This is a genomic window from Enterococcus sp. FSL R5-0957 (assembly GCF_038008005.1).
GTDB classification, from domain to species: Bacteria; Bacillota; Bacilli; order Lactobacillales; family Enterococcaceae; genus Enterococcus_B; species Enterococcus_B faecium.
In genome coordinates this window covers 24,758-49,495 of record NZ_JBBOYG010000002.1, presented here as the reverse complement: position 1 = coordinate 49,495, position 24,738 = coordinate 24,758, and the positions used below count along the sequence as shown (strand labels likewise).

Genomic DNA, 24,738 nt, shown 5'->3' with positions numbered 1-24,738 from the left:
CCTTTAAAATCGCGAATTGTAAAATTAAGTTAGAAAAATAAAAAGGCATTTATGGTACACTCAAATTGTATTTCCGACGAAAGAAAACAAAGGAGTGTAACCATAAATGACCTACAAACATCTTACCATAGACGAACTGACAATGATAGAATCATATTATCTTCAACATAATAAGCCGGTTGAAATCGCTAACCGAATGGGACGTGCTATACAAACTATTTATAATGTAGTCAATAAGTTCAAGCAAGGCAAGACTGCTCTTGATTATTGGCACCAGTATAAAGAAAATAAGAAAAAATGTGGGAGAAAAGTCATTCAATTACCTGCTCATGAAGTAGATTACATTAAAGAGAAAGTCACTCTTGGTTGGACGCCTGACGTCATTATCGGGCGAAAAGAAAGACCTGTTTCATGCGGTATGAGAACACTTTATCGTTTATTTTCTAAAGGAATATTTGATATTGACACACTACCGATGAAAGGTAAAAGAAAACCCAATGGCCATCAGGAAAAACGGGGAAAACAACAGTATCAGCGCTCAATCCATGATCGACCTGATAATTATCCTGATTTCAATTCTGAGTTTGGTCACCTTGAAGGTGATACGATCGTTGGCATTCATCATAAAAGTGCCGTCATTACTTTAGTTGAAAGATTATCTAAAGTCATTATCACGATTAAACCCAACGGCCGTAAGGCATTAGATATTGAAACTGCCCTTAATCAATGGTTTTCTCGCTTCCCTAAAAACTTCTTTAAATCTATTACGTTTGACTGTGGAAAAGAATTTTCTAACTGGAAAGCCATTAGTAACCAACATGATATTGATATATATTTTGCGGACCCTGGAACACCTTCTCAACGCCCATTAAACGAGAATTCTAACGGGATTCTGCGTCGTAATGGACTGCCGAAATCAATGGATTTTAGAGAAGTGAATCAGACATTTATTTCCAGTGTCAGCAATCAACGTAATCATATTCCAAGAAAATCATTGAATTACAGAACACCAATCGAAATATTTTTGAGCTATGTACAAGAAGCATTTTATTCTAGCTTAATTTGACAAATCATAAATTCAAAAATTTGGATCATTTTTAAAATTCTGTTGCCCAACTCTGTTGACCCCTTAGAAATCCAAGTATATCATGAACACACAAAAAGCCCAACAGGGTATACCCTAGTGGCCGTTTTTGATCCATTATCAATGGCTTTTTAAATTAGGGCCTAGTACTTTTGGAATGGAAATACTTTCCAACACCAAAAATTCTAGACCCGATTATTTTTGTTAAACGAGATTTCTATGTATAATGGAATTATAAATTTACTGTTGGAGGTTTTTATGACTGATTTATTTGCAGATGGGACTATCTCTATCCATGGAGCTCAAGAAAATAACTTAAAGGATGTCAGTTTAGATATTCCTAAGCATAAAACGACTGTATTTGCTGGTCTTTCTGGGTCTGGTAAATCCTCTTTAGTTTTTGATACATTAGCCGCTGTTTCCCGACGTGAATTGAATGAAACTTTTCCTAGTTTCACCCAACAATATTTGCCTAAATACGGTCAACCTGAAGTGAACCGAATCGACAACTTACCAGTGGCAATTGTGGTTGAACAGAAGCCTATTGGTCGTAATTCTCGATCTACTCTGGCAACCTACACCGGCATCTATTCCGTCTTACGTTTGATGTTTTCTCGAATTGGACAGCCTTGGGTTGGGTATTCTGAATGGTTTTCCTTTAACCTACCTCAGGGAATGTGTCCAGAATGTCAGGGATTAGGCTTTGTTGACGACATAGATGAACGTCAATTAATTGATCCTAATAAATCACTCAATGAAGGTGCAATGACTTTTGCCGGTTTTCAACCGGGAACTTGGCGTTGGAAGGAATATGGCAACAGTGGATTATTTGATTTAGACAAAAAAATTAAAGACTACACCGATGAAGAATATGATTTATTCATGCACGCTCCGCAACAAAAATTAAAAAATCCACCGGCAAATTGGGGCCGTACGGCATTATATGAAGGACTAGTTCCACGTATGCTTCGCTCTGTTATTCATAGTGCCTCAGGTCGTCATCATGAAGCTGCCTTATCAAAGATTGTCACTCGAAAACCTTGCCCAGTATGTCATGGAACACGTCTGAACAAAAAGGCTCTAACTGGTAAAATTGCTGGCAAAAATATTGCAGAAGTCAGCGATATGGATTTAGTAAGTGTCCTAAAATTTTTGGATAATATCTCGGACCCCAAGGCTAAAACAATGGTGCGTGAACTACATAGTAAAGTTCAAGCTTTGGTCGACATCGGTTTAGGTTATCTTTCCCTTGGCCGTGGAACTGATACTCTATCTGGTGGAGAAGCTCAACGAATTAAAATTGCCAAATATTTGACGAGTTCCCTATCCGATTTAGTTTACGTACTCGATGAACCAAGTGTAGGACTCCATCCTCACGATATTAAATTAATTACCCAATCCTTAAAAAAGCTCAAGGAACATGGCAATACCATTATCCTAGTTGATCACAACCCTGCCATTATTTCGACAGCAGATTATGTCGTGGAAATGGGACCACAAGCCGGCAAAAATGGTGGTCAAGTAACTTTCACTGGTACCTACGACGAACTATTACGGTCAGATACGATTACGGGTAAAATGTTACGAGAAAAAATCACTTTCCCAAAGCCTCGTGAACCTCAATCTTGGCTAAATGTTAATCATGTAACTTCTCATAATTTAAAAGACGTATCTACCAGAATCCCTCAAGGTGTAATGACCGTGATATCTGGACCAGCAGGTTCTGGAAAAAGTACTTTAGTCCAAGCTTTCAAACAACAAGTTTCTGATCAAGACTATATTGATTTGATTCAGGATTCTGTAGGTTTGAATATTCGTTCTACACCTGCAACTTACTTGAACATTTTAAATCCTCTACGAAAGCTTTTCAGTAAAGCCAACAATGGCGTTTCAACACAACTATTTAGTTATAACGGTAAAGGTGCTTGTCCCCGTTGCAAAGGTAAAGGTGTGATGATCACCGAGATGGCATTCATGGATCCAATCGTTCAAGAATGTGAGTTGTGTCATGGGAAACGTTATAGCCAAGAAGCACTACAATACACTTATCATGGCAAAGATATTTCTGAGGTTCTAAGTCTTTCTATCAACGACACTTTAGAGTTTTTCAAAGATGTGCCAGATATCTACAAAAAGGTTAGTCTACTCCACCAAGTTGGACTTGGTTATTTGAATCTTAGCCAGTCGATGACCACTTTATCTGGTGGTGAAGTGCAACGTGTTAAGTTAGCAATGGAATTGAATCATACCGGCCGAATCTATTTCTTAGATGAACCAACAACCGGATTGCACTTACAGGATACTCAACAATTGATCGATTTATTTGAAGGATTGGTTGATAAGGGCAATACATTAATTCTGATTGAACATAATCTGAAATTAATTTCACGAGCCGATTGGTTAGTCGATATGGGACCCGATGCTGGTAAATTCGGCGGTCAAGTTTGTTTTGAAGGTCATCCAAAAGATAGCCTAAACGATAAAAACTCTCGGACTGGTGTTGCATTAGCAGCTATAATTTCTTAAAAGATTCAAAAAGATCACCTCATTTAAAGTGCAACACAAAAGTTAGACAAAATTGAATATTTTTAAACTGCTAAGGCATGTTCCCTGTATTCGCAGGGAGTCATGCCTTTTGTTTTCTGTGATATTCGTCGATTGTTAAACCAATCGACGTAATTCTTTGTGATTTCCTTGAATTATCCAATATCTTTACACTGTGGAAATCCATTAAGGCATTCTGTTTTAAGAAGATGAAAGAAGCTTTCAATTGGCGCATTATCAAGACAGTTTCCCTTACGAGACATGCTTTGTATAAATTTTTTTTCAGAGAGTTTATCGGTATAGTAATTCAATTGATAATGCCAACCTTGATCTGAATGAATTACTGGTTTTATTCCTTCCGGAATATTTTCTGTGAGTTCATCGAGTGTATCCATAATTAGTTTACTGTTAGGACTATTACTTACTTGAAATGCTAAAACTTCCTTACTTGCTTCGTCAGTAATAGCTGAAACGTAAGCCCACTTAGTATCGGCCAAGCGTACTTGTGTAACATCGGTATGTAATACTTTGAAAGGTACGGTTTCATTAAAATGCTGATGTAGAACGTTACGGGACACTTTTCCAACTGTACCTTTATAAGATGAATATCTACCATTTCTGTGGCGGTTATAAAGGCTTACTTGAACATTTAATTCATCCATCAAACGACGCACTACGGCGTCTGATAGATGGATATCTAATTTAATGAGCTCTTCTTGAACGCGACGATAACCGTAGGTTAGACGTCCGCGATATCTTCCGCTTTCGGCAATTTTTAGTATCTCTACTTTTACATCTTCATACTTATCTACATAATTTTTGATACGTTTACGTTCATCATGATAAGTCGCTTTCTTAAGTCCAATGGTCTTAAGAATATCGCCGACTTTATACCGGTTAGATTTCGGAAGAGACTCTTGTTCGACCCTGATCTGATCAACTATTTGTGTTTTCTTTCGTCCTTTGAGGTTCCGAACAGGGTCATTGATTTTTTTAAGATTTCGTTCTCCAATTTTGCATCATATAATTCTTGATTCTTTTTTCGTCAATTCTTCACGAAGTTGATCGATTTCGTTCTTGTTTACTAACTTACGTAATTTCTTCTTATTATGTTTCACTTTGGTTTTTCTGCCTTTCGGATGAGGCTTCAAGGCTTCTATACCATACTGATTGAAGGCTATCCTCCAAAGACTGATTTGACAAGAATTAACATCAAATTTTGCGGATACTTCGGCTAAAGTTTCATCATGAGTTTGATAGTAGTTTATCACATCAACTTTAAACTCAACTGAGAAACTTCGTTTAACTCTTCTTCGTTTAAGAGCGTCTGCGCCGCTCAAACGAAAGTTTTGTATCCATCTACCTACTTGTATTCGAGGCAAGTTACGTTTCTTTGAAAGAAGACTGATACTAATGTCACCTTGAAGATATTCACTAACGACTTCTGCTTTTAATTCTGAACTATATTTGACCATAGAAAAAGTGCTCCATAACTGTTAGATTTCTTGTCTAACAATTATGGAGCACTTTAGGTTCCCTGTGCTTTTTTATTTGTTCAAAAACAGCAACCGTAATTTGTTTTTTCCCAGTACTATAGCTAACTTAAATGTACTTTTCATTAGCCAACGTTAAAATTCGTCTTATACTAAAATTTAATTGTTTAAATGTGATAATAAATGTGATATTATTCTTATATGCCAACAATGGTTGTGAACAACGTTTAAATTGTTCGTATACTATCAAAAATGGAGGAATTGTTGTTGAAAACAAATCGCTATGTTGTTGCGTTTGCAGGTGTCATGTTTCATTTAATGATTGGTTCCGTTTATGCTTGGAGTGTTTTTACTAATCCAATTGCAAAACAAAATGGTTGGGCAGAATCCTCAGTCGCTCTTGCATTTAGTATCGCTATTTTCTTCTTGGGAATGTCAGCCGCCTTTATGGGCAAAGTCGTTGAAAAAATAGGCCCTAGACTAACGGGAACTATTGCTAGCTTTCTTTACGGAACTGGAACCATTATGACTGGTTGGGCTATCCATCAAAATTCAATTTGGCTATTATATCTCTCATATGGTGTCATAGGCGGCTTAGGACTGGGAGCAGGATACGTTACCCCTGTATCAACAATTATTAAATGGTTTCCAGACAAACGCGGTTTAGCAACGGGGTTAGCTATTATGGGATTTGGTTTTGCAGCAATGCTGACTGGTCCTGTTGCTCAACAGCTAATGGCTAGTGTTGGTCTTGAACAAACATTCTATCTCTTAGGAACATTTTATTTTGTTATTATGCTGCTCGCTGCACAGTTTATTGTTCGTCCAAATCTGGCACTATCAAGCACTACTGAAAATAGCATTTCTCAAAAAAAGGGAACACGTCTAACCCGAGGACCGGAGCTAACAGCTAACCAAGCCCTCAAAACTAAATCCTTCACTTTTCTTTGGATAATGTTCTTTATCAATATTACATGCGGGATCGGCCTTGTCTCAGCTGCATCCCCCATGGCTCAAAGTATGACCGGCATGTCTGTCCAAACAGCCGCAATTATGGTTGGAATCATAGGCCTTTTCAATGGCTTTGGACGTTTGATATGGGCAACTTTGTCTGATTATATCGGGCGCCCTGCTACTTTCAGTGCCATTTTTATTCTCGATATTGTAATGCTTTCAGCCATGCTCATCTTCAAATTACCGCTCCTATTTGTCATTGCATTATGCTTGTTGATGTCTTGTTATGGAGCAGGCTTTTCTGTCATCCCAGCCTACTTAGGTGATGTCTTTGGTACTAAAGAATTAGGAGCTGTTCATGGATATGTACTGACAGCATGGGCTGCTGCCGGAGTTGTTGGACCATTACTATTATCATTAACACATCAACTGTTCCACAATTATACTTTGACATTAGCTGCCTTTATTTTGATTGATCTATTGGCACTGCTAATCTCATTCTGGATACAACGAGATTTCATTAAAGCCAGCAAATTAATAAAAAGCAAATCATAAAAAACTACTTTAAAGCGCATTAAATTATTAAAAACTAAGACAAAATTGCATAAAAAAGAGTCTAAAACAGCATGAGCCGTAAAGTGCAACACAAAAGTTAGACAAAATTGAATATTTTTAAACTGCTAAGGCATGTTCCCTGTATTCGCAGGGAGTCATGCCTTTTGTTTTCTGTGATATTCGTCGATTGTTAAACCAATCGACGTAATTCTTTGTGATTTCCTTGAATTATCCAATATCTTTACACTGTGGAAATTGGTGTTAGTATCAAATCTTAGACAGCTTTTCGTAGAGACAAGAATAAATTAAACTTATCTACGAGAGGATGAATTTTTATGACCCGATATGAAGAAAATTTTAAACAAATGATTGTTGAACTGAATCAAACTGGACGTTCTGTTCGAGGGTTAGCGAAAGAATATGGCTTATCTGAAGCAACGATTTACAAATGGAAGAATTTATATTTACCTGATCAGTCCACAGGACTGACTGGAAAAGAAGTAGCTGAACTGAGAAAAGAAAATGCTCGTTTAAATGAGGAACTTGAAATCTTAAAAAAAGCCGCAGCCATATTCTCTCGGAAAACCTAAATTCGCTTGTTCAATTTATTGAAAAATGGTGTAAGGATTACACTGTTTCTTTGTTGTGTCGGTTATTAGAAATCCCTAGAAGTGTCTATTATTTTTATAAGAATAAACCGTTGACAGCTACAGAAATCAGAAATAATAAGTTGAAAAAGAAGATTTCAACAATTTTTTTTACGAATAAACAACGCTATGGTGCCACAAAGATCCATCAAGTTTTATTAAAAGAAGGGATTTCAGTATCTCTTAAACATGTCCAAAAGCTAATGAAACAATTAAATTTAAGGTCGATTGTAGTTAAAAAATATAGACCTCAAAGGTCTAATAAACCGATCATTTCAAAAGAGAATCTCTTAAATCAGGACTTTTCTACTGAAACGATCTGTGAGAAATGGGCAGCTGACATTACGTACATTCCTACTAAGAAAAATGGTTGGTGTTACTTATCTTCAATCATGGATTTACACACGAAAAAAATTATTAGTTATACATTTTCAAAACGAATGACTGTGGATTGTGTCATTCAAACATTGAATAAAGCAAAAATACATTATCACATTCCAGAAGGAATGATTCTACACACTGACTTGGGCAGCCAATACACAGCAAGAGAAGTGGAACAATGGCTTAAAACCAACAAAATAAGGCATTCTTATAGTAGAAAAGGAACACCTTATGATAATGCTGGAATCGAATCTTTCCATGCCTCATTGAAAAAAGAAGAAGTCTACACGACTAGCTACTCAGATTTTGAAGAAGCAAATCGAGCGCTATTTAGCTACATTGAAGGATTTTATAACCGAAATCGAATCCATAGCTCGATTCACTATCTAACCCCACAGGAATTTGAAGAATTAGCAAAAGAAAAAATGGCTTAACCGTCTCTACTAAAATGTGTCCAAGATATTGACTCAAATCCAACTAACAATAAGGGAATAATCTTGTTCAAATGGATCACCTTCTTTCTCTTAAGTTATCGGGCTTTGCCCGTTTATTTCGCACCACCTAAGCGGCGGGGGCGGTTGGTGCGAAATAAGAACCATTCCCTTAGTTACTAGGCTTTTTTTGTCCTTATTTCACACATTCTCACTTTTCGGTATAAATGATTATTGACCTTTTTTTCTTTCAAATCGTTGATATGGAATCCGTTGTTAGTTGATAAATCACCTTATTCATTTTCGTTGTCTTCCTTTTTCATGGTGTAATATGCGCCATACTTATTGATATTTTCAAAATAATCTAACCATTCACTTGAAACAGTCTTGGCTTTTTTCGTTTCGATAAATTTCGCATACGTTAGTTCTAAAGCTTGGTATTCAGAAGGTTTAATAGTGCTTGGTTTGACACCTATTTCCAAGCATAGTAAGGCTTGGAAAAACCATTTTGCATTTTGCTTTTTCAGTTCTTCCAGTGTTCGATAGTACGTCGCAATAAGATTCATTTCGACACCTAATTCAATCATTTCTTCCACAGCTACCGACAATTTTTCTTTATAATGTTTTTTTGGACACGTGTTTCGTTGTATAGGAACGTCATATCCTCCATTTTTTGTGCCATTTTATCCAAAGGTAATTTGACAAATTCGTCATAGTAATTTTGAGCCATATTTTTTTCTCCTTTTTAGTTCTCTAATTTGGTTAACCAATATTCGTTTTCATAAGTTTCCAAGTTTTCTTGATAATGCAGTTCACATCCTGCAACCTTCACTAGGTCTTCAAATAGCATAGTCGGTGCATCCTCTACTAAAGGAGTTTCTATCGTCCAGTACCGCGGAATAAGTAAAGCTTCTGCTACTTTTTCAGAAATGACTTCTTTGTCCACCAAAATTTGAACGACTTCTTTTACAGTCAATAATTTGTGTTGTGTTTTCATCAGCGTTTCTTTCCTTTCTCCTCAATCAAAATATAATCGCCATAAGACAAGGTATATTTTTTCCCGCATGTTGGACATTGATACAAACAATAGCTTTTGATACATTTCGCTCTTTCTCCACAATCGCATTCGACAGTATGTGGTGCATGATAGTTTGGGAATAATTCGCTGAAGGGAACACCCCAATAATCAAATTTCTTTCGCATGATTGATTCTGCCTCCTCTTAGGAAAGGTTTTACTTCCTTTCGTTAGTTCTTTCTTTATTGATTTGTTGGCCAGAATGAATCAACGAAAAGCGACAAGGACAAGGGCGCGCAGCGTGCCATTTACCCTTGTCCTTGTCGCTTTTTGGTGATAAAAGGCAACTTGTTGCCGGTCTGGCAAATCAATAAAGAGATAGCGAACAGGAACGAACCTTTTGGTGAGAGGAAGCTTTTCCTATTTTGTCTTACAAAGCAAGACCCCTTATCTTAGTGAACGTGCAACGTTCACTTCCTTTCTTCTCGAACGGCGGTGGCGGTTGGAGTGAGAGAAAGGTTTTTCAATTGAGAAGGCGCTTGTGCCTTCCTAAACAGGCCTTTCCCTTTCTTCCTGTTTCTATGTAAAACAAAAAGAGCTGCAGTCCTACATTAGGATTGCAGCTCTTCTTTTATTTATATGCCCATTGATCGCGTAAAATGATCAGGGTTTCTAATTTGCATCGATTCAATGACTAATTGATTCCGTTTATTGAAATGACCTGTGACGGCAATATTGTATTTTCCATCATCCATAATTAACAATTTATCGATAATTTCAATATCTGCAACTACACAATTAATCGATTCATGAATTGTTTGTAAAGTAAAGCGAACCAATAATGGTTGTGTTTTTATTACTCGGATTTTATCAAGCAAACCAACATATTTGTTCATCACGATCACCTCGCTAAAATTATAGCAAAAACAGTTAAAATTGAGAATTTTTATTCGATTTTAGATATGCTATAATAGTCAAGACAGTAAAGTTTGAAGACGGTGCGACTTCTGGAAAGGTGGTGGTGCTTATGAATGTAAGTGCTAAAATCTATGAAAGGAGTAAGCCTTTTGTCCGCATATGAGACAATTCAAACCATTCTTGGTTTTGGTATGTTTACCATTGCTTTGATTAGTTTGATTGTAAATATGCTTAAAAATGACAAAAAGAAATAACCGTCTACTTTAGCAGGTCAGCGGTTATTTCCAAATAACTAATATTCTGCCACCGTTCTTTAATCGGTGCTGTTAATGAGGGGTTGTTAGCGCAACTCCTCTTTTTCATGTTCATTATAGCAATATTTCGCAAGAAGTTCAACGATTTCCCGTTAACTCTACATATAAAGCGGTAGAATAGCCGTAAGTATAACAGCTGTCGCTGCTACTGTGACTTTAGTCAATCGCCAAAAGGAATTATCCTTTCCTGCTCTTTTTAAAAGATAAGAACAGACAAGATACACGAATACAAGAAATAGTGATCCTTTCGCAATTCTATTTACCAAAGGATTTTCAGTGACGCCCAAAGAAATCCCGTCTATAAATGCAATTAGGGGTATCAATAGATCCATCTTCAGACTAATTTTTTTTGCCATGCTTACTCCTTCTTTCTCAAACTAAAACGGTAGATCATCATCGCTAATATCGATTGATTGTCCACCAAATGGATTCTGTGAAGCGTTCAATCCATTGTTGTTAGGCGTCGCTGTATCCCGTTGTTCAAAGGTGGCGGTGCTTGGACTGGTGGACGATTGATCAGCGTGCGCACGGCTCTCTGTCGCTGCTTTACTTTCTAATAGTTGAAAGTTATCTGCTACAACTTCAGTCACATATACACGTTGTCCTTGCTGGTTGTCGTAAGTCCGCGTTTGAATCCGCCCAACTACACCAATCAAGCTACCTTTTTTAGCTAATGTCGCCATTGTTTCTGCTGGTTTGCGCCAAATCACGCAGTTAATAAAATCGGCTTCTCGATTGCCGTTTTGATTCGTGAAATTTCGGTTGACGGCTAGGGTAAAAGTCGCTACTGCAGTACCACTTGCGGTATAACGTAAATCAGGATCTTTGGTTAAGCGTCCTACTAATGTCACATTATTAATCATCTTTATCTCTCCATTTCTCTATTCATCTGTTGGTGTCTTTGATAAGCTAGTTTTCGCTCTTTTTCTTCGACGTGAATCACTTTTTCCATCAAATTACTAATCGAATCCATTGTCTCATCGTACGTGATCGATGCAGCATAAGGATTGCTTTTTTGATATTTCTTCCAGGTATCTTTTAGCTCGTGACTATTTTTCAGTACATCCATATCCTTTTCATAGTATATCTTTAACGGATCAGTTTTTCCTCGACGTGTAAATGTATTTCTCACACTATCTTTCAAGGTCTTCTCATCGATCTTCTCCATTTTAGGAATAGTATAGAGATCATAAAAATCTTTTCCTCTCGAATTATCTGTTAAAAAATCAAAGGTTGCACTTAATTTTTCAGCAATAATTTGTTCTGTAGGATAGGATTCCAAAGGAATCGTTCGATCCTCAAACATCAATTTATGACTGTGAGTGATCGTTGCAGGATAGATCGAGTCACCTGTAGTCACATCTACCTTAAAATCTGGCCGCATGTTTTCCAAATGTGCCAGCACACGTAAGCTAAATCCTGGATAGTAATCGGTTTCTCTCGTTTCTTTCATTCCTTGAATCTCAAATTGAATGCCTTCTTTCGTCGGCGTTGAAAAAATTTCGTTTAGAACCGTTGTTAATGTTTCTTTGGTTACTTTCATTTCCCGTAAAGTCGTATCAATATCTTTGGTTGTGCGATTTTCAATGCCATACTTTGAGCCAATCAAGAAGCCGCCTTTTAACACAAAATTTTCACGATAAGGAGACTCTGAGATTTTTTCCAAGAATTTTTCCATCATAAAATGTCTTAAAACAAGCTGCGGATCAACTTCTTTTTCTCTAGAAATATTCTTCACTTTTGCTTTTAACTGCGTAGGTGTCATGTATCTTCTCCTTTAATTTAAAGCCATAATATAAGAACGCATCGTTTTGTCTGTTGGTAAAATTCGTCGATACTCATTCAATTTTCTAAGATTTTTTCTGTCCGACTCCATATAGTTTTTGATTGCTTTTACTTTGATTTCATCCTCAACGGTATACCAGGGATTCCAAATGTCACATAAAGTTCTTTCTGTATCATAAGCTATAATAGGATTCCCATAGCGACTTTTTATTTCAATCTTACCTAATTCATACCATTCCGCTTTTGTATAGTGTAGCTCAACTGCGAATTCCTTCAATCCTTTTTCAGAAACGTGATAACCGTAAGGTACAGTCAGATCGATCTGTCTAGGGATCATATCTGTTAAATCATACAAATCTAACGCGGTAATATGTGAAATAATGCCGCGTTCATATTTTTTTTGCGCCATAAACAATTCATCAGGAAATTGACCAGGTAAGGTGAAAAAACCTGGATACTCTCGATCCAGCTCCCCTCGATCTACCATACGTTTGATCGTTACAGGAGAAATGCCCGCTTTTTTGGCATCCTTCAAAGCCAAAGTTCCATTAAATTCTTCTAGCAGCTTGTATACCATTGCTTTTGTCATTTTCTCCCTCCTTTGTATACGTATAAACTTATAAAAACAGTATAACATAAGTTTATACGTATACAATAGTTAGGAAGATTTTATCGATCTAATTCGATTTCTTTTTGAATCCTCTGCTGGTTCTTCAATTGCTGCAGTCTTCGTTTGCTGGCACGCATTTTTTCCTGTTCTGAACGAATTTTGGCTTTTTGATTTTCGATTTCTTGTTGTTTGTGTGTGGTATTACGCATAAGATTAACCCTCCATTATTTTGCAGTGCATCGTGTTCTTTTCTTAAAGTTCGTTTTTTTCTTTTCAGAAAATTCAAAGCCTGTAGTGAAGTCTTCTTTTAAAACAATCGTTGCTTCAAATGAACCCTTCTGACCTTTTAACCCTTTCACTGGTTGGCTTGTTCGGCTATTTTGAATGATCTCCTTCAGCTGTGTCGCTGTGAGTTTCTTTTTGGCAATCGTTGTCCATAATTTAAAATCACAGGCTTCAGACGTACAAGCTGCCACCTTTTGATAGAGCAAGACTTCTTGTTCCTGGCATTTTGGACAAATTCCTAAATGACGCGCGGCTTCTTGCTTTTCACTGGCTGCTTTCACTTCTTGTAACGTCGATCCAAAATCAGTGGATTGGATTTGCCCTGGTACGACTTCCAATAAGTGAGAGACAAATTTTTGGATATTGGCTAGAAAAGTGGTTTGTGTTCCTTTTCGTTCACCGATCTTTAACAAGTAGCTTTCCCATTTGGCGGTCATTTCGGCGCTCGTAAGCAGCGGCTCTTTTTCCACGGCTTGGCAAAGCAAAATCCCTTTATTCGTCACCACGAGCTTATTTTTCTCTACCTTGATATATTCCTTTTGTTTCAAGGTTTCAATAATATTCGCCCGTGTCGCTTCTGTACCGATTCCTTCCACTTCTTTCAATATGGATTGCGCTTCTTCACTATCCACGGTTTTCCCAGCTGTTTTCATTGCAGTGATCAACGTACCTTCGGTATAAGGTTGTGGTGGCTTGGTTTCTTTTTCAAGAACTTGTAGATCCACCGTCACCATTTCTCCTTTTGTCACTTTAGGAAGTAGCGGCTCTTCTTCCTTCTCTTTTCCGTCGCTCTCTTTTCCAAATAACTTCTTCCAACCTAGATCTAGCGGCACCTTTCCGATTGCCTTTAACTGAAGCTGCTGAACTTGCGTCAAGATCGTTGTTTCTTCATAGGTATACTTTTCCGCAAACATGGCCACCGTTGTTTTTAACACTTGTTCATAAATAGCCTGCTGCAGTGGACTTAGTTGTTCAAAAGCCGCTGCTGTCATAACCGTTTTTGTAGGAATGATCGCGTAATGTTCCTGGACTTTCTTATTATTCACATACCGACTATTCGGTGTATGAATAGGAGTCGGAATCGCTTCGGCTTTTAAAAAATGCTTGTATTCGTCTAAGTGATCCAACAGATACGCATATTCCCCTTCCGTAATATAAGGGGTATCCGTTCGCGGATAGCTTAGATATTTTCCTTCATACAACCCTTGCATGGCTTCCAAAGTATCTTTGGCACTAGCTTTCATGAGTTGATTCATTTTAGACTGAAGGCTCGATAAAGAAAAAAGACGTGGGCTAGCCGCACTTTTTTTCTCTGTTTCGACTTGAAGGATCGTACCTGGCTGTTTTCCTAATTGAACACCTTTTTCTTTTAAATAGGCTTCAAATGCTTCTTGTGTCGCTTGGGTTTCATTTGGATCAAGCTTCGCATCAAATGCGCCATTTTGAGCGATTACTTGGGCTTTTCCTTCAAAATATGGTTCTTTTTGGAAGTTTCTAATCTTTTCCTGCAATTGATAAATCATATAGAGTGTTGGGGTTTGGACTCTACCTAAAGAAAAACTTCCTGGTATGCCTTTTTGCTGCAAGAGTAAACTATACAGTGGGCTACCGTTCATCCCAATTAACCAATCGGCGATCTGACGTGCTTGTGCTTCTTCAAATTTTGGATAGGTCTCTTCTGCGTCTCGTAACTGTTGGAATCCCTGATAAATGGCTTCTTTTTCTAAGGAGTTGATCCAAAGTCTTTTAAAGGTTTTTCCTTGATTGGCGCCTGCTTGTTGAATGATTGACCAGGCAATCAGCTCCCCTTCACGATCGCTATCAGTCGCGATCACAATCGTATCAGCTGACTGCAGCTGTCGTTTGACGACACTAAACTGCTTTTTCTTATCTTTAGGAACATGATAGTGGTATTGATTGGGGAAAATAGGCAAATGTTCTAATGCCCATTGTTTCCATTTTTCATCGTACATATCGGGCGAATCTAACTCGACTAAATGACCAAAACCATACGTGATCACAGTTTCTCCTGTAAACAATCGATCTTGGATCTCAAAATACCCATCTTTTCGGGTAGCTTTAGAAAAGCTATCGGCATAAGCCTTCGCTTGTGACGGTTTTTCTGCTAAAATGACGGTTTTCATAGTGACGACTTCACTCCCTTTCTTGTTGTCTGCCTTGTTGAAACAACATCGCACGTTTTTGCTTTCTGATTTCTTGTTGCTGGATCTCATGCTTCAATTGATCATTCCAATCCTTTTTCACTTCAGGTACAAATTCATGTTCATGCTTTTTATAGCCTTTGTAGTATTGTTCTGCTTTATAGGAAAGAAGGATTCCTGCATTAACGTCTTTTATGTTGGCTTTTCTACTATAAAAACGATCAAAGTTGTATGTTCCATCTGCGCGTTCACATACTTTCAGTTCCTTCGCGACCGTGGTACATGCTTCTTTCAAATCAATTGTTTCTACTGGTTCGCCCTTCGCCAACATCTTTCCAAACGTAGATTGAACATCATGAGCAGACACCAATTGATTTGTCAGCTGTAAATTAGTTTCAGTTTTGTGTATGGCCATAATTGCTTCAGGTTCAACACTCATTTCTTTTGCGACTGCTTCATAAGTAGCTTTGTATTCTTTAGGTACTTGCCAATCATTTGGAATTCCTCGCTCACAACGGATTTTCTTATTGGTAAAAGGATCAACGATTCCCTTCATCTGTTCTTTTTCATAAAAAATATGTCCTGCACGATCATTGTCCACACATACTTCAATCGATTGAGGAAATGTTTGTTTTCGACTTAATTCAGAAATCGACTCTTCAACGTAATGACTGATTACATGATGTTTTAACCCGTCCATCGAAACTAACCAGGCATCTTGTAGTTTCTCCCGATTCAATGCAGCGTAACTTAACAGATCAATACTACTTTCAAAGAATTTTAAATGCTTCGGATCGCCTATTTTTAAATTAAATCCGTGATTTGGCGTAGGATTCTTGTCAATGTGTTTATACGTTCCCCGTTTACCGAAACGATTAAAATCGACGATCGTTCCTTGATAACTTGCCCCTACTGTCTCTCCTGTCAGTGGATCTTTCCATAAAAAAGCAACCGCATGATCTAAACGGTCGTCTCCAACTAAAAAATTTTGCCGTTCATGTTTCGGCTTTAGTTCAGCAATTAACCCTTCTTTTTCTGCATAATCAATCAGCCACTCTGGTAGTTTTCGTTCTTCCTTCAGATAATTCCTTCCTTTTTCTGTGAGTGGTTGATAATCAACGGGGTGATCTTTGTACTTTTCTGTCTCAAAATGAAGATTTTCCACTCGTTCTGTTTTGTCTTCATTCTTTAGAATAAAATCAGTGGCTGCTTTAAATTGTTGCTTAGGGTCTTGGATCTCTTTGTCTATGAAAAAAAGTTTAGCTAATTCAATAATGTCGCCACTAATATTTTGACTGTTCCAATAAAAACGTTGTTTTCTTCGATCAAAAACAAATGAATCATGGTCTTCTAAGCGATAGTCTCGTCCTTTATTGACTACAGCCATTCCATTGTTTCGAGCAAAATCCACTATATCGATCTGTTTACATCGATCAATAAGACTCATTTTTTTCTCGGTCATTTTAAAACCTCCCAAAAGAAAAAAGACTATCCGTTTTTCAGATAGTCTTTTTTACTTGTTTTATACACGTTCTTTTTGTGACAATTGTTGTTCATAATAGATTTCATTTTTTCGTTTTGCCACTTCTGACACTGTCTCAAGTGAAAATCGGAATGGATTTCCTAGCGCAAATTCTTCTGAAGGTAACGCCGTTTGGATCTCTTTTCCATAACTTTTTCCTTTTAAAATTACTTGATTATGCTGCGGATCTTCAATAAACGCCGCATCCTTCAAATGTAACGTTCGACCCGTATCTTCTTCCATTACTTTCCCGTCTTTCTTGTCGATCCAAAGTGAACCAACAGGAACAATATTCTTTTGTTCTGCCGTTTCTACAGTATTTTTATGCTCCTGCTTCACTTCTGCTGGTTGGATCTCTGGTTCTCTTTCTCTGTATTGATTGATTTCATTAGAAATGGTTTGAATGAATTCATTTGCGACACGGCTGACATCATTCATGATTTTCCCACGTTCCGCAGCTTCCTTATCATCCAACGTCTGACCATTCTTCGTCCATGCTGCAATATAAGGAATAGCTTTCTCCGACGTGTCCATTCCAAAATGTTTGCACACAATATAAGAAGTCATTTCTGCCTGCAATTCTTTAGTTGCGGTATCTAATTCTGAAAATTTGTGCATTCTTGCATGGGCTAATTCATGAATACTTGTAGCTAAATGCTGCGTAGGAGTATTTCGAGTATTCATGACGATTTCTTCTTCGCCAGTAAATTCGTTACGAACATACGCCCCACGTGCTTGTCCTAATTCTCTTTGATAGACTTCACTTTCTGTCATATCTCGAATTTGTATTCCAATATTGTTGGCTACCGCTTGAATCCCAGCTTGAAGTTCTGACTGTCCTTTTTTATCCAATTGAAAATCAAAGACACGGTTCGGAAAGATTTTCGGATAGTCTTCAGGTTTTAACTGTGTTTGTGTGATATCAAACACTTTTTCAATCGTGTAGTAAGTTTTTTTGATCACTTCGATTTGACCACTTTCGATTCGTTTTTTATCTTCTGGTGTAGCTTCTATTTCTCGAACAAAGCCACGTCCTTTCTCATAAAATCCTTTGACCGTTTTTCTGACAAAGATCTTGTTCCCTTGTTCCCCTTTTTTGATATAGATTCCTTCTTTTTTCAACGCGGCACGACCTAAACAAGCCGTTGCACCTGGAAATTGTTCCTCAATCAATAATTGATTTCTAAAGGATCGTTCTGGAAAACGAGACATAAAGTTCAAAAGTTCTTTGACGTCTTCAGGAGAATGAGTATGCTTTTTCACCGCATCCAGTGCCTGTTGCGAAAGGGATTTAACTTCTTGTTTAATCTCTTCTGCCGTTCGTTTTTGATAGCCCTTTTGTTTTGTTTTTGTTTCTTTCGACTGCATTTGTTCTTTCGAAACAGGTTCATTTTTGACCGATTGTTTTTGTTCCTTCTCAGGTACTTGTTCGCACAATTTTGCTAACTCTAAATAGATGGGTTGATTACTGTTGACGCCATCCCCTAGATCCATTCGGATCTGATCGACTACTTCTCCGTTCTTCACTTCTTCAAAATAGAATTTATAATAACCTGCTTCTGCGGCGTATTGGTTATCCAACGTTTTGAGTTGATCGATCAATTCGAATGTTACGATCTCCCCACCATAACTTTTCAATCCTTTTTCTGGATCATTTTCGTTGAATTCTACTCGATAAAAATGATCGTTTTCTTTCTCCTTCAAAGAATCAGTTGGTACAGCCTCTTCAAGTAATTCACGAACAGCTGCTTTTTCCTCTTCCGACGTGGCTTGGTATTTTTTAGATTCCTCAAATTCCCCGTTTTCATTCAGTTCTAAAGCGACTTTTCGATAGCCTTTCAGAAAATAAATGGTCGGATTTTTTTTCCATTGCGTCACTCGTCCGCTGTCAATGATTGCTTGTACTTCAGGAAGAAGGTTTTCTTTTCCTTTTTCCGATCTTTCTTTCAGCTGTTCTAATGTTTCCAATTTCCGTTGGTATTTTCGGATCGTAGCGGCTGAAAAAGTCGATTCACCTTTTTCAAAGCGTTCGATTTCTTCTTTGATTCTTGGAATATTCTCGATCGTCATATCCAGTCCGCCGTACTTGTTATAGCCCATTTCCTTTATCTCTTCTTGTCTTTCAAGTTTTTCTACTTGTTTTTCTTGTTGCTTGATCTCTTCTCTCAGACTATGCACTTTATTTTCGATTCGCTCTTGTTGCCTAAACCAAGAATGCCCATTTCTCTTATCGTTCATTGGTTGACCGTTGGTCTTTCTCTGGTGTTCAAACATCTTTTCAATTTGTTCGTTTAATTCATTTTGCAATCGTACTAATTTTCTTTTGGATTTTCCCAAACGACTATTGTCTAGTGGTTCTTTTTCTTCTGCCATGTCCGTTTCCTCCTAAACAAATGGATAATCTTCTGTCGCATCGACGAACGTCTTCGTAGTCAGATTTAACGTTAAAATATCGCCACTTTGATAAGCTTTTGCCGCTTTGTCTGTGACGACAAAAGATCTGCCTGTTTGAATTTCTGTCACAAAAACGAGATTGTCTCTGCTTTTTTCAACAACAACTCCAATAGTTGAATAAGCCATTTCTTCTTCCTCCTTTCTTTTGATATAATGTAGTCGGAAATCGCACCACTCAATAAATTGGCGGAAAACAATTCATTGAAAAAAAGAGTCCTGGACAATCACGTTCAGGACTCTTTTACTTCTTTTATTCACTTAACAACTAACACTCTGTGAGTGAAATGGACTCTTCAATGCTTTTACATGGAAAGTTATTGATTCCCTCTTCATTCATTTCCCAAGTAGTATAATAAGGTGCTAACTTGCCCTCATATTCTTGAATGATAAAATATTTTTCACCATTCACATGATTACAACAATACACACCAGTAGCTGGGTACTCAACGACTAAAAATTGATTTGGATCAAACTGTTCGTTTCTCAACATTTCTCTTATCTGGAACAAATGCTCTTTTTCCAAACAATCGGGAAGTTGTTCGATTCGTTCTTTTTTTAGTGATCCTTCTATGACTTTCCATTGATTCAAATATCGTTTCATTTCTCTTCCTCCTACTGTCTTTCTTGTTCCATTTGAATTCTTCGTTGTTGCTCTTCGTATGCTTTACTTGCGTGGTATTTTTCTTCATGGGCATTAATAGTTCGATTTAATTGACGTAAACTCCGCTGCGTGACAACTCTTTGTTGGAATTGTTTCCTGCGCTTCATGAATTCTTCGTAACTATATTTGTATTCATTCGTTGGCAATTGTTTAAGCGTTCGAAAGGATCGTTCATTGTAAATAGATTGCATCTGATCAACACTTTCTATTAATGGTTTTATTTGACTATCCTGTCTCTTCAGCTCTGTTAGGATGGCATTTCCTGTGCGCTTTTTTAAATCAAAGAGAGCATTTTTCTCTGCATCCTTTGATTCTCTCTTGCTTTCCCCATAAAGACTTTCTGCTTCTTCTTTCAATGCTTTTGAAATCTGTATATATTCTTGATATTCAGGTTCTTTTGTTAACACATATTGGGTTAACTCGTCGAGTTTCTCTCTTGTGTATGGTGAAAGTTTAGTTCGATTTTCATCCCCATAATTCCATTCCGAACGTTTTTCAGGTAAGGTTCTATATACTTCATTTAATAAGTTCATTGCGTGTCGATCATAACGTACTGGCTCTTTTACCACTTTTGTTAAGCTGTTACGCAAATCACTTTTTCGTGTCAATAAATTTCGTTTCTCCATACCAATCATTCGATCCTTTTCATAAGAAAAACGTTCTAACTCATGTACATAATTGGTCTTCATTGCGTCTAATGTTGCTTGTCTTCTCTTACCTTTCGGTACGATATAACTCACACCATTTTCAACCTCAGTGTAAGGTTTACGCGTATTTTCTTTTTCAACAACTGCAAAATGAATATGGATATGTTTAGTATTGCGGTGAATCGTTGCCATCCAGTAGCCTGTTTCATTCAGTTGCTCTTTCTCGAATAATGTCTCCATCATTTTTCTTCCAGCTGCTTTTAATCCTTCTTCATCTAAAGTATCTGTTTTGGGATCGTACAATCCTATTTTTTCAAGATACGAATTATCATGAGAGACAACATCTTGATAAATGATTGAGCCTTTTTGTTGTCCTCTTTGGAAGATTTGCTTAATCTCCTTCAGATCACTTCCTTTCACTTCGTCTGAAGCCATAGAAAAAACTCCAGGAAGGTTTCCTGAAGCTTTTTTGTGTGGCTCTGTTTGATATTTTTTTATTGCTTGGTTCAAGCGTTGGTATTCTTTTTGTTCACTTTGCGTCAGTTCTTTCTTTTGTTCTAACGCATAGTGACGGGTCATATAAGAAAGATATTTGGTAAAATCTTGTTCCTCTAACTTGTCAAAGTTGATTCCATTTCCCATCAAAGATTGAGCTTCATTCGACGTTTCGCTGAATTCTTTATCCGTCTTACTCTCCGAAAAAGTTTCTCCTTCAGGAATATAAAAATCCTCTAAAGCATTCTTGATTCGTTGCAGTTCCTGTTCTTCTTCAGGCGTACGTCGTTCCATTTCTTCCAGCGCTTTTTCTCTTGTCATATAATCAATGTATGTTGAAAAAGATTTTTTATTGGGCAAGGTAAATTGACAAGTGAGAATGACTGCAGGCGATTTATTCATCATGTTCCCCTTCTACTTTTATCTTTTTAGAATCTTCGTTGGATCAAATGGATCTACTCTGGCATAAACAGATTCATTCACAGGTTTCTTCAACTGAGGGGAATATTTTTTGGTTTGATTAGATTTAATTTTTCCTTCCACACGTTCTTTTGCTTCTTGGTAAACCGTTGAATTTGTACCAATTAGTATTCCTGTATCTTTCAAATGAAGATCTGCAAACTCTGAAACCATTTCGGTTAAAATAGAAATTTCTTTACTCATTCCATTCAACTTTGCTTGATTGGAATTTACTTTTTTCTCCATTTCTGGATCATAATTCATACATAGAAACCGAACGGCTTCACTATAGTTTTTAACTTCTGCATGAGTAGAAATAATCTCATCCAACACATCGATATGTGTTTGGTGAAAGTAAATGTGTTTGTCTATAACCTTTGCCATATCAAAGTTCACTTCCTCTATTTTGCTCGATCAAGATTTCTAAAATACGATTGTTTTGGCTAACATATTCTTCTAATATCTTTGTGTTATAGCTTTGAATTTCTGAAAACTTTTCTAATAACTGATCAAACTTTTCTTTTTTATATTCCATCAAAGGACGATCAAAATCATTTTCTATTAGTAATTTTAAATAATCGTTACGACTCCATTTATTACCCGTACGGTTACTTAGTTCGTCACATCTTCGATCAATTTCTCTTACGATTTTCTCATCCACATTTCTTATTCTTACTTCCATATTAATTCCTCCAATTTAAAAAGGATAGCGAAAAGGAGCCTATCCTTTTTGCTATCCTACTACCCTCCTTTTACTATCCTTCACTATCCTTTCACTATCCTATTTTTAAATATTTTGTTCCCACATTTATTTTTGAGAAACGTAATAGGCACAGCCTATTGGAACACTTTTTTTAAAAAGTGTTCCCACGTTTCCTTATGCTCTTTACAAATAAAGGCTTTTAGAGACGTTCTGGAATTTCAGATTCCTTGAATTGTTCCCATTCATCAATCAATTGGCTATAAGTAGCCATTAATTTTTTTCTTGCTCTTGTTGCTTTCGAATCAACAAAAAATCAGTTTGATTCGTTAATTCTAAATATTCTGTTCGGTATTCAATGTTCATCGTACCCGTTTTACTACATAGTAACTGATTATGACGTTCTTTCACTTTGAATAACTGCTCCTTCTTTAAGATTTTTAACTCCATGCCAGCTATAAATCACCACTTTTCCTGAAAACATATGGTTTATTTTGTTGAATTTTTACTCCCATCTAACCATAATTTCCCAATGCCATATCGTAGGCTTGCTTCGACTTCATAAAAATTGTAGACCTCTTTTCTTCGGTCTATTGCTTTCATTTCCTGGCCATCTTTTAAAATAGATCTGATGCCCTTAACGGTCGCTTCTTGAATACTCGTATGAACAACATCCGTATGGATCAGCTCCTCATACTTTCCAAAATCAACGTAATACTCATAGCCACTCAGCTTCGGAATTAGATCAATAACCATTTCTTTTTCGATTGATCTTTTAATAAGTTTCATGAATACATAACCAAACAAAGCGAGAATAAGTCCTACTTCAAACAAATACATATATCGATTTATAAATTGATCGATCGTCGTTAAGAAGTTCTTTATCCCCTCTACCGTTCTTCCAGATTGCTCGGACCAATCTGCTAGAGTCGTTAACATACTGCCTAAGATAAGTAAGTCCAATAAACTTTTGAAAAGATTACTCATTGTTAAATTTTTCCTGACAAATTGAACGAGTAAGTAACTAAAAATAGAAAAGCACATGACACACATTAATGTTATTACTACCGTGAATATAATTGACGCCGCAATCTGTTTTGGCTCACTTAACAAGTAATAGGCCACCCCCCATAGACCACCACCAAATAACCGATTAAAGTAACCATAAGTGAAGCCATGTAACTAAAAAGTTTTCCTATTGGCCATAATTGCAGCACCCAAAATTCCTTCCGTTTGCTGTTTCTTTTCAGAGGAAACCAGGTGTGTTCAATCCAGTCGTCCGATTTCATTTCGATTTCTTCCCTAAACTCTTTCCTCTTATCTTGCCAATGAGAAGGCATGAATTCGCGTATTTCTAAACATAAAAAGATCAACATAATAAACGATAGTAGACTCATGAACCAATTAAATGATAAATCTTCATTGGTAAACCAAAGAAAAATTGTACCGACGATAACAGCTAAACTAAATAAAAAAGCAGCTATACCTAAGGTGATATAGCTGATCCATAAACATTTTTGATATACTTTTTTCACATAAAATCCTCCTGTGTTTTTATTTGCTATCAGCTGTAAAGTATTTTTTAGCAGCTAAATACAAAGCTTCAAATGATCTGAATTTTAAGGTATCTAAATTCTTTCTACCATTCTTCAACTCAGATATTGTCGTGTTAGATAGCTTCACTTCTTGACTTATTTCTTTGGCTTTTACAACTTTAAGATAGGCTTTAATCAATACTTTCTGCTCAGCGAAAGTATCTTTGCCGACCAAATTCGCTCGCTTCATTTCTTACACTCCACCTGTTCTTCTAAATATTTTCTTGTCTAATACGATCAATTTTTTCTTGAAGTTTTTGAATGATCTCTTCTTGATCTTTCATTTGCGCTTTTGATGTTTCAATTTCTTGCTGGTAACCATTAATCTTATTTTCAGTATTTTCCTGATCATCTGCGACTTGATAAGGCAATTGGTCTTTTAGTTTATTCACTAATTCTTCATTCAAATCAATGGTTGCTTGCAAGGATTCAATCTGTTTTTGTGCTGCTTTTTGTTCTTTCTTGTATCCTTTCACTTTGTAATTGATCGCATGTTGTTCATAATTATCATCTTTCACTTGATCCTTAACCTTATCTTCGTGAACGTAATAAATCAGATCTTGTGGTTCTTGCATATCCACTTTTGGATCAATTTTTTCAGGAACAATGGTTAAACGCATGGCGATATATTCTTCTGGTACATGTGCTAATTTCACTACAAAATAATCATCAGACACCTTGATCACTTTGGCTTTTATTGCTTGATAATCACCTTTAGCTGTCTTTACTTCTACGCGATAATCAAGATTAGCCAGTTCTTTTAATAAGCCTTGATCCTCATCGTCAATCGCAAATTCAAAAACTAATTGCTGATTCGCTCCTTTTTCTTTTGATACCATTGTCAGTTCTTTCGTGTTTAAAAAAGCGTTCGTGCTTACCTCATCTGGTATGTTTACCTTCTTATGCGTATAAATCGGACTAGCAAGAATCAAAAAGCCGAGAATCGTAAAGATTCCCAGCCATCTAAGATAACTTTTCCGTTTTTTAAAACGTTGTCTTGCTCCTTTTTTCTTACTCATTTTCTTC

At 36.8% G+C, this 24,738-nt stretch carries 29 protein-coding genes and 2 pseudogenes; 5 read left to right on the top strand and 26 right to left on the bottom strand.

The features are described 5' to 3' along the window. The first annotated feature begins 106 nt into the window (after positions 1 to 106). Positions 107 to 1,066, top strand: a complete 960-nt coding sequence (locus tag MKX69_RS12720) for an IS30-like element IS6770 family transposase (RefSeq protein WP_002293280.1) — start codon at positions 107 to 109, stop codon at positions 1,064 to 1,066. A 276-nt stretch (positions 1,067 to 1,342) separates the two neighbouring features. Then, a complete protein-coding gene (locus MKX69_RS12715; protein ID WP_341010552.1) occupies positions 1,343 to 3,610 on the top strand; it encodes an excinuclease ABC subunit UvrA in 2,268 nt (755 codons plus the stop codon). A gap of 62 nt (positions 3,611 to 3,672) precedes the next feature. Here the strand turns inward: MKX69_RS12715 and MKX69_RS12710 are convergent, their stop codons facing one another. The 3 genes and pseudogenes from MKX69_RS12710 to MKX69_RS12700 form a co-directional block, all read right to left on the bottom strand. Continuing rightward, the gene (locus MKX69_RS12710) at positions 3,673 to 3,735 is read right to left on the bottom strand and encodes a hypothetical protein (protein ID WP_225362175.1); all 63 of its coding nucleotides are present in this window, start codon (positions 3,733 to 3,735) and stop codon (positions 3,673 to 3,675) included. A 48-nt stretch (positions 3,736 to 3,783) separates the two neighbouring features. Further along, positions 3,784 to 4,572, bottom strand: coding sequence for an IS3 family transposase (locus tag MKX69_RS12705; RefSeq protein ID WP_341010580.1), 789 nt, complete (start codon positions 4,570 to 4,572; stop codon positions 3,784 to 3,786). Further along, positions 4,569 to 5,103: pseudogene (locus MKX69_RS12700) on the bottom strand (transposase). The gene MKX69_RS12705 and the pseudogene MKX69_RS12700 overlap by 4 nt, the downstream one beginning before the upstream one ends. 285 nt (positions 5,104 to 5,388) lie before the next feature. Here MKX69_RS12700 and MKX69_RS12695 point away from each other — a divergent pair. Then, positions 5,389 to 6,630: an L-lactate MFS transporter gene (locus tag MKX69_RS12695; RefSeq protein ID WP_002334583.1), complete on the top strand. Its 1,242-nt coding sequence runs from the start codon at positions 5,389 to 5,391 to the stop codon at positions 6,628 to 6,630. 117 nt (positions 6,631 to 6,747) lie between these two features. Here the strand turns inward: MKX69_RS12695 and MKX69_RS14105 are convergent, their stop codons facing one another. Continuing rightward, positions 6,748 to 6,810, bottom strand: a complete 63-nt coding sequence (locus MKX69_RS14105; RefSeq protein WP_225362175.1) for a hypothetical protein — start codon at positions 6,808 to 6,810, stop codon at positions 6,748 to 6,750. Between the two features lie 155 nt (positions 6,811 to 6,965). On the opposite strand from MKX69_RS14105, the gene MKX69_RS12690 reads away from it, so the two are divergent. After that, positions 6,966 to 8,092 (top strand): IS3 family transposase gene (locus MKX69_RS12690; protein WP_094850654.1). Its coding sequence is split into 2 segments (ribosomal slippage): positions 6,966 to 7,194 and positions 7,194 to 8,092, totalling 1,128 coding nucleotides; the frame shifts between segments, so codons are not numbered across the junction. A gap of 290 nt (positions 8,093 to 8,382) precedes the next feature. Here MKX69_RS12690 and MKX69_RS12685 read toward each other — a convergent pair. The 5 genes from MKX69_RS12685 to MKX69_RS12665 all read right to left on the bottom strand — a co-directional run bounded on the left by MKX69_RS12685 (position 8,383) and on the right by MKX69_RS12665 (position 10,001). Beyond that, positions 8,383 to 8,655 (bottom strand): hypothetical protein, encoded by a 273-nt coding sequence (locus tag MKX69_RS12685; protein WP_341010579.1) that lies wholly within the window; start codon positions 8,653 to 8,655, stop codon positions 8,383 to 8,385. A 32-nt stretch (positions 8,656 to 8,687) separates the two neighbouring features. Continuing rightward, on the bottom strand, positions 8,688 to 8,819 hold the full coding sequence (locus MKX69_RS12680; RefSeq protein WP_341010551.1) for a hypothetical protein: 132 nt from the start codon (positions 8,817 to 8,819) through the stop codon (positions 8,688 to 8,690). A gap of 15 nt (positions 8,820 to 8,834) precedes the next feature. Beyond that, entirely contained in the window at positions 8,835 to 9,086 is a 252-nt protein-coding gene (locus MKX69_RS12675) for a hypothetical protein (RefSeq protein ID WP_341010550.1), read from the bottom strand. After that, a complete protein-coding gene (locus MKX69_RS12670; protein WP_002330430.1) occupies positions 9,086 to 9,292 on the bottom strand; it encodes a hypothetical protein in 207 nt (68 codons plus the stop codon). Before MKX69_RS12670 ends, MKX69_RS12675 begins: the two co-directional genes overlap by 1 nt. Before the next feature lie 448 nt (positions 9,293 to 9,740). After that, positions 9,741 to 10,001: a hypothetical protein gene (locus MKX69_RS12665; RefSeq protein WP_002295623.1), complete on the bottom strand. Its 261-nt coding sequence runs from the start codon at positions 9,999 to 10,001 to the stop codon at positions 9,741 to 9,743. Between the two features lie 153 nt (positions 10,002 to 10,154). Here MKX69_RS12665 and MKX69_RS12660 point away from each other — a divergent pair, with 153 nt between their 5' ends. Beyond that, complete coding sequence (locus MKX69_RS12660; RefSeq protein ID WP_002295624.1) at positions 10,155 to 10,277, top strand: putative holin-like toxin; 123 nt, start codon at positions 10,155 to 10,157, stop codon at positions 10,275 to 10,277. A gap of 158 nt (positions 10,278 to 10,435) precedes the next feature. Here MKX69_RS12660 and MKX69_RS12655 read toward each other — a convergent pair whose 3' ends face one another. The 17 genes and pseudogenes from MKX69_RS12655 to MKX69_RS12575 form a co-directional block, all read right to left on the bottom strand. Beyond that, a complete protein-coding gene (locus MKX69_RS12655) occupies positions 10,436 to 10,693 on the bottom strand; it encodes a hypothetical protein (RefSeq protein WP_341010549.1) in 258 nt (85 codons plus the stop codon). A 21-nt stretch (positions 10,694 to 10,714) separates the two neighbouring features. Beyond that, positions 10,715 to 11,200 (bottom strand): single-stranded DNA-binding protein, encoded by a 486-nt coding sequence (gene ssb, locus MKX69_RS12650; RefSeq protein WP_002295626.1) that lies wholly within the window; start codon positions 11,198 to 11,200, stop codon positions 10,715 to 10,717. Between the two features lie 2 nt (positions 11,201 to 11,202). Next, the gene (locus tag MKX69_RS12645) at positions 11,203 to 12,102 is read right to left on the bottom strand and encodes a nucleotidyl transferase AbiEii/AbiGii toxin family protein (protein ID WP_317548663.1); all 900 of its coding nucleotides are present in this window, start codon (positions 12,100 to 12,102) and stop codon (positions 11,203 to 11,205) included. A 12-nt stretch (positions 12,103 to 12,114) separates the two neighbouring features. After that, positions 12,115 to 12,711 carry a type IV toxin-antitoxin system AbiEi family antitoxin domain-containing protein gene (locus MKX69_RS12640; RefSeq protein ID WP_002295629.1) on the bottom strand — a complete coding sequence of 199 codons (597 nt, stop codon included), beginning with the start codon at positions 12,709 to 12,711 and terminating at the stop codon, positions 12,115 to 12,117. Between the two features lie 80 nt (positions 12,712 to 12,791). Then, positions 12,792 to 12,941 (bottom strand): hypothetical protein, encoded by a 150-nt coding sequence (locus MKX69_RS12635; RefSeq protein ID WP_002295632.1) that lies wholly within the window; start codon positions 12,939 to 12,941, stop codon positions 12,792 to 12,794. A 15-nt stretch (positions 12,942 to 12,956) separates the two neighbouring features. Then, positions 12,957 to 15,161, bottom strand: a complete 2,205-nt coding sequence (locus tag MKX69_RS12630) for a type IA DNA topoisomerase (protein WP_341010548.1) — start codon at positions 15,159 to 15,161, stop codon at positions 12,957 to 12,959. A 10-nt stretch (positions 15,162 to 15,171) separates the two neighbouring features. Continuing rightward, positions 15,172 to 16,641 (bottom strand): toprim domain-containing protein, encoded by a 1,470-nt coding sequence (locus MKX69_RS12625; protein ID WP_002307527.1) that lies wholly within the window; start codon positions 16,639 to 16,641, stop codon positions 15,172 to 15,174. A 60-nt stretch (positions 16,642 to 16,701) separates the two neighbouring features. Next, on the bottom strand, positions 16,702 to 19,074 hold the full coding sequence (locus tag MKX69_RS12620; protein ID WP_139914323.1) for an ArdC-like ssDNA-binding domain-containing protein: 2,373 nt from the start codon (positions 19,072 to 19,074) through the stop codon (positions 16,702 to 16,704). Between the two features lie 12 nt (positions 19,075 to 19,086). Then, positions 19,087 to 19,281, bottom strand: coding sequence for a hypothetical protein (locus tag MKX69_RS12615; RefSeq protein WP_002295639.1), 195 nt, complete (start codon positions 19,279 to 19,281; stop codon positions 19,087 to 19,089). Positions 19,282 to 19,420: 139 nt separating this feature from the next. Beyond that, positions 19,421 to 19,756: a hypothetical protein gene (locus tag MKX69_RS12610; RefSeq protein ID WP_002295640.1), complete on the bottom strand. Its 336-nt coding sequence runs from the start codon at positions 19,754 to 19,756 to the stop codon at positions 19,421 to 19,423. An 11-nt stretch (positions 19,757 to 19,767) separates the two neighbouring features. Next, complete coding sequence (gene mobP2 / locus MKX69_RS12605; RefSeq protein WP_002295641.1) at positions 19,768 to 21,360, bottom strand: MobP2 family relaxase; 1,593 nt, start codon at positions 21,358 to 21,360, stop codon at positions 19,768 to 19,770. Between the two features lie 18 nt (positions 21,361 to 21,378). Next, the gene (locus MKX69_RS12600) at positions 21,379 to 21,801 is read right to left on the bottom strand and encodes a hypothetical protein (RefSeq protein ID WP_002295642.1); all 423 of its coding nucleotides are present in this window, start codon (positions 21,799 to 21,801) and stop codon (positions 21,379 to 21,381) included. A gap of 1 nt (position 21,802) precedes the next feature. Then, positions 21,803 to 22,099, bottom strand: a complete 297-nt coding sequence (locus MKX69_RS12595; protein WP_002293513.1) for a hypothetical protein — start codon at positions 22,097 to 22,099, stop codon at positions 21,803 to 21,805. Between the two features lie 291 nt (positions 22,100 to 22,390). Next, positions 22,391 to 22,567 (bottom strand): hypothetical protein, encoded by a 177-nt coding sequence (locus tag MKX69_RS12590; protein ID WP_225851790.1) that lies wholly within the window; start codon positions 22,565 to 22,567, stop codon positions 22,391 to 22,393. A gap of 5 nt (positions 22,568 to 22,572) precedes the next feature. After that, positions 22,573 to 23,652 (bottom strand): annotated as a pseudogene (locus MKX69_RS12585) (hypothetical protein). 19 nt (positions 23,653 to 23,671) lie between these two features. Beyond that, positions 23,672 to 23,902: a hypothetical protein gene (locus MKX69_RS12580; RefSeq protein ID WP_002316063.1), complete on the bottom strand. Its 231-nt coding sequence runs from the start codon at positions 23,900 to 23,902 to the stop codon at positions 23,672 to 23,674. A gap of 22 nt (positions 23,903 to 23,924) precedes the next feature. After that, positions 23,925 to 24,731, bottom strand: a complete 807-nt coding sequence (locus MKX69_RS12575) for a hypothetical protein (RefSeq protein ID WP_010730954.1) — start codon at positions 24,729 to 24,731, stop codon at positions 23,925 to 23,927. Positions 24,732 to 24,738 lie beyond the last annotated feature (7 nt).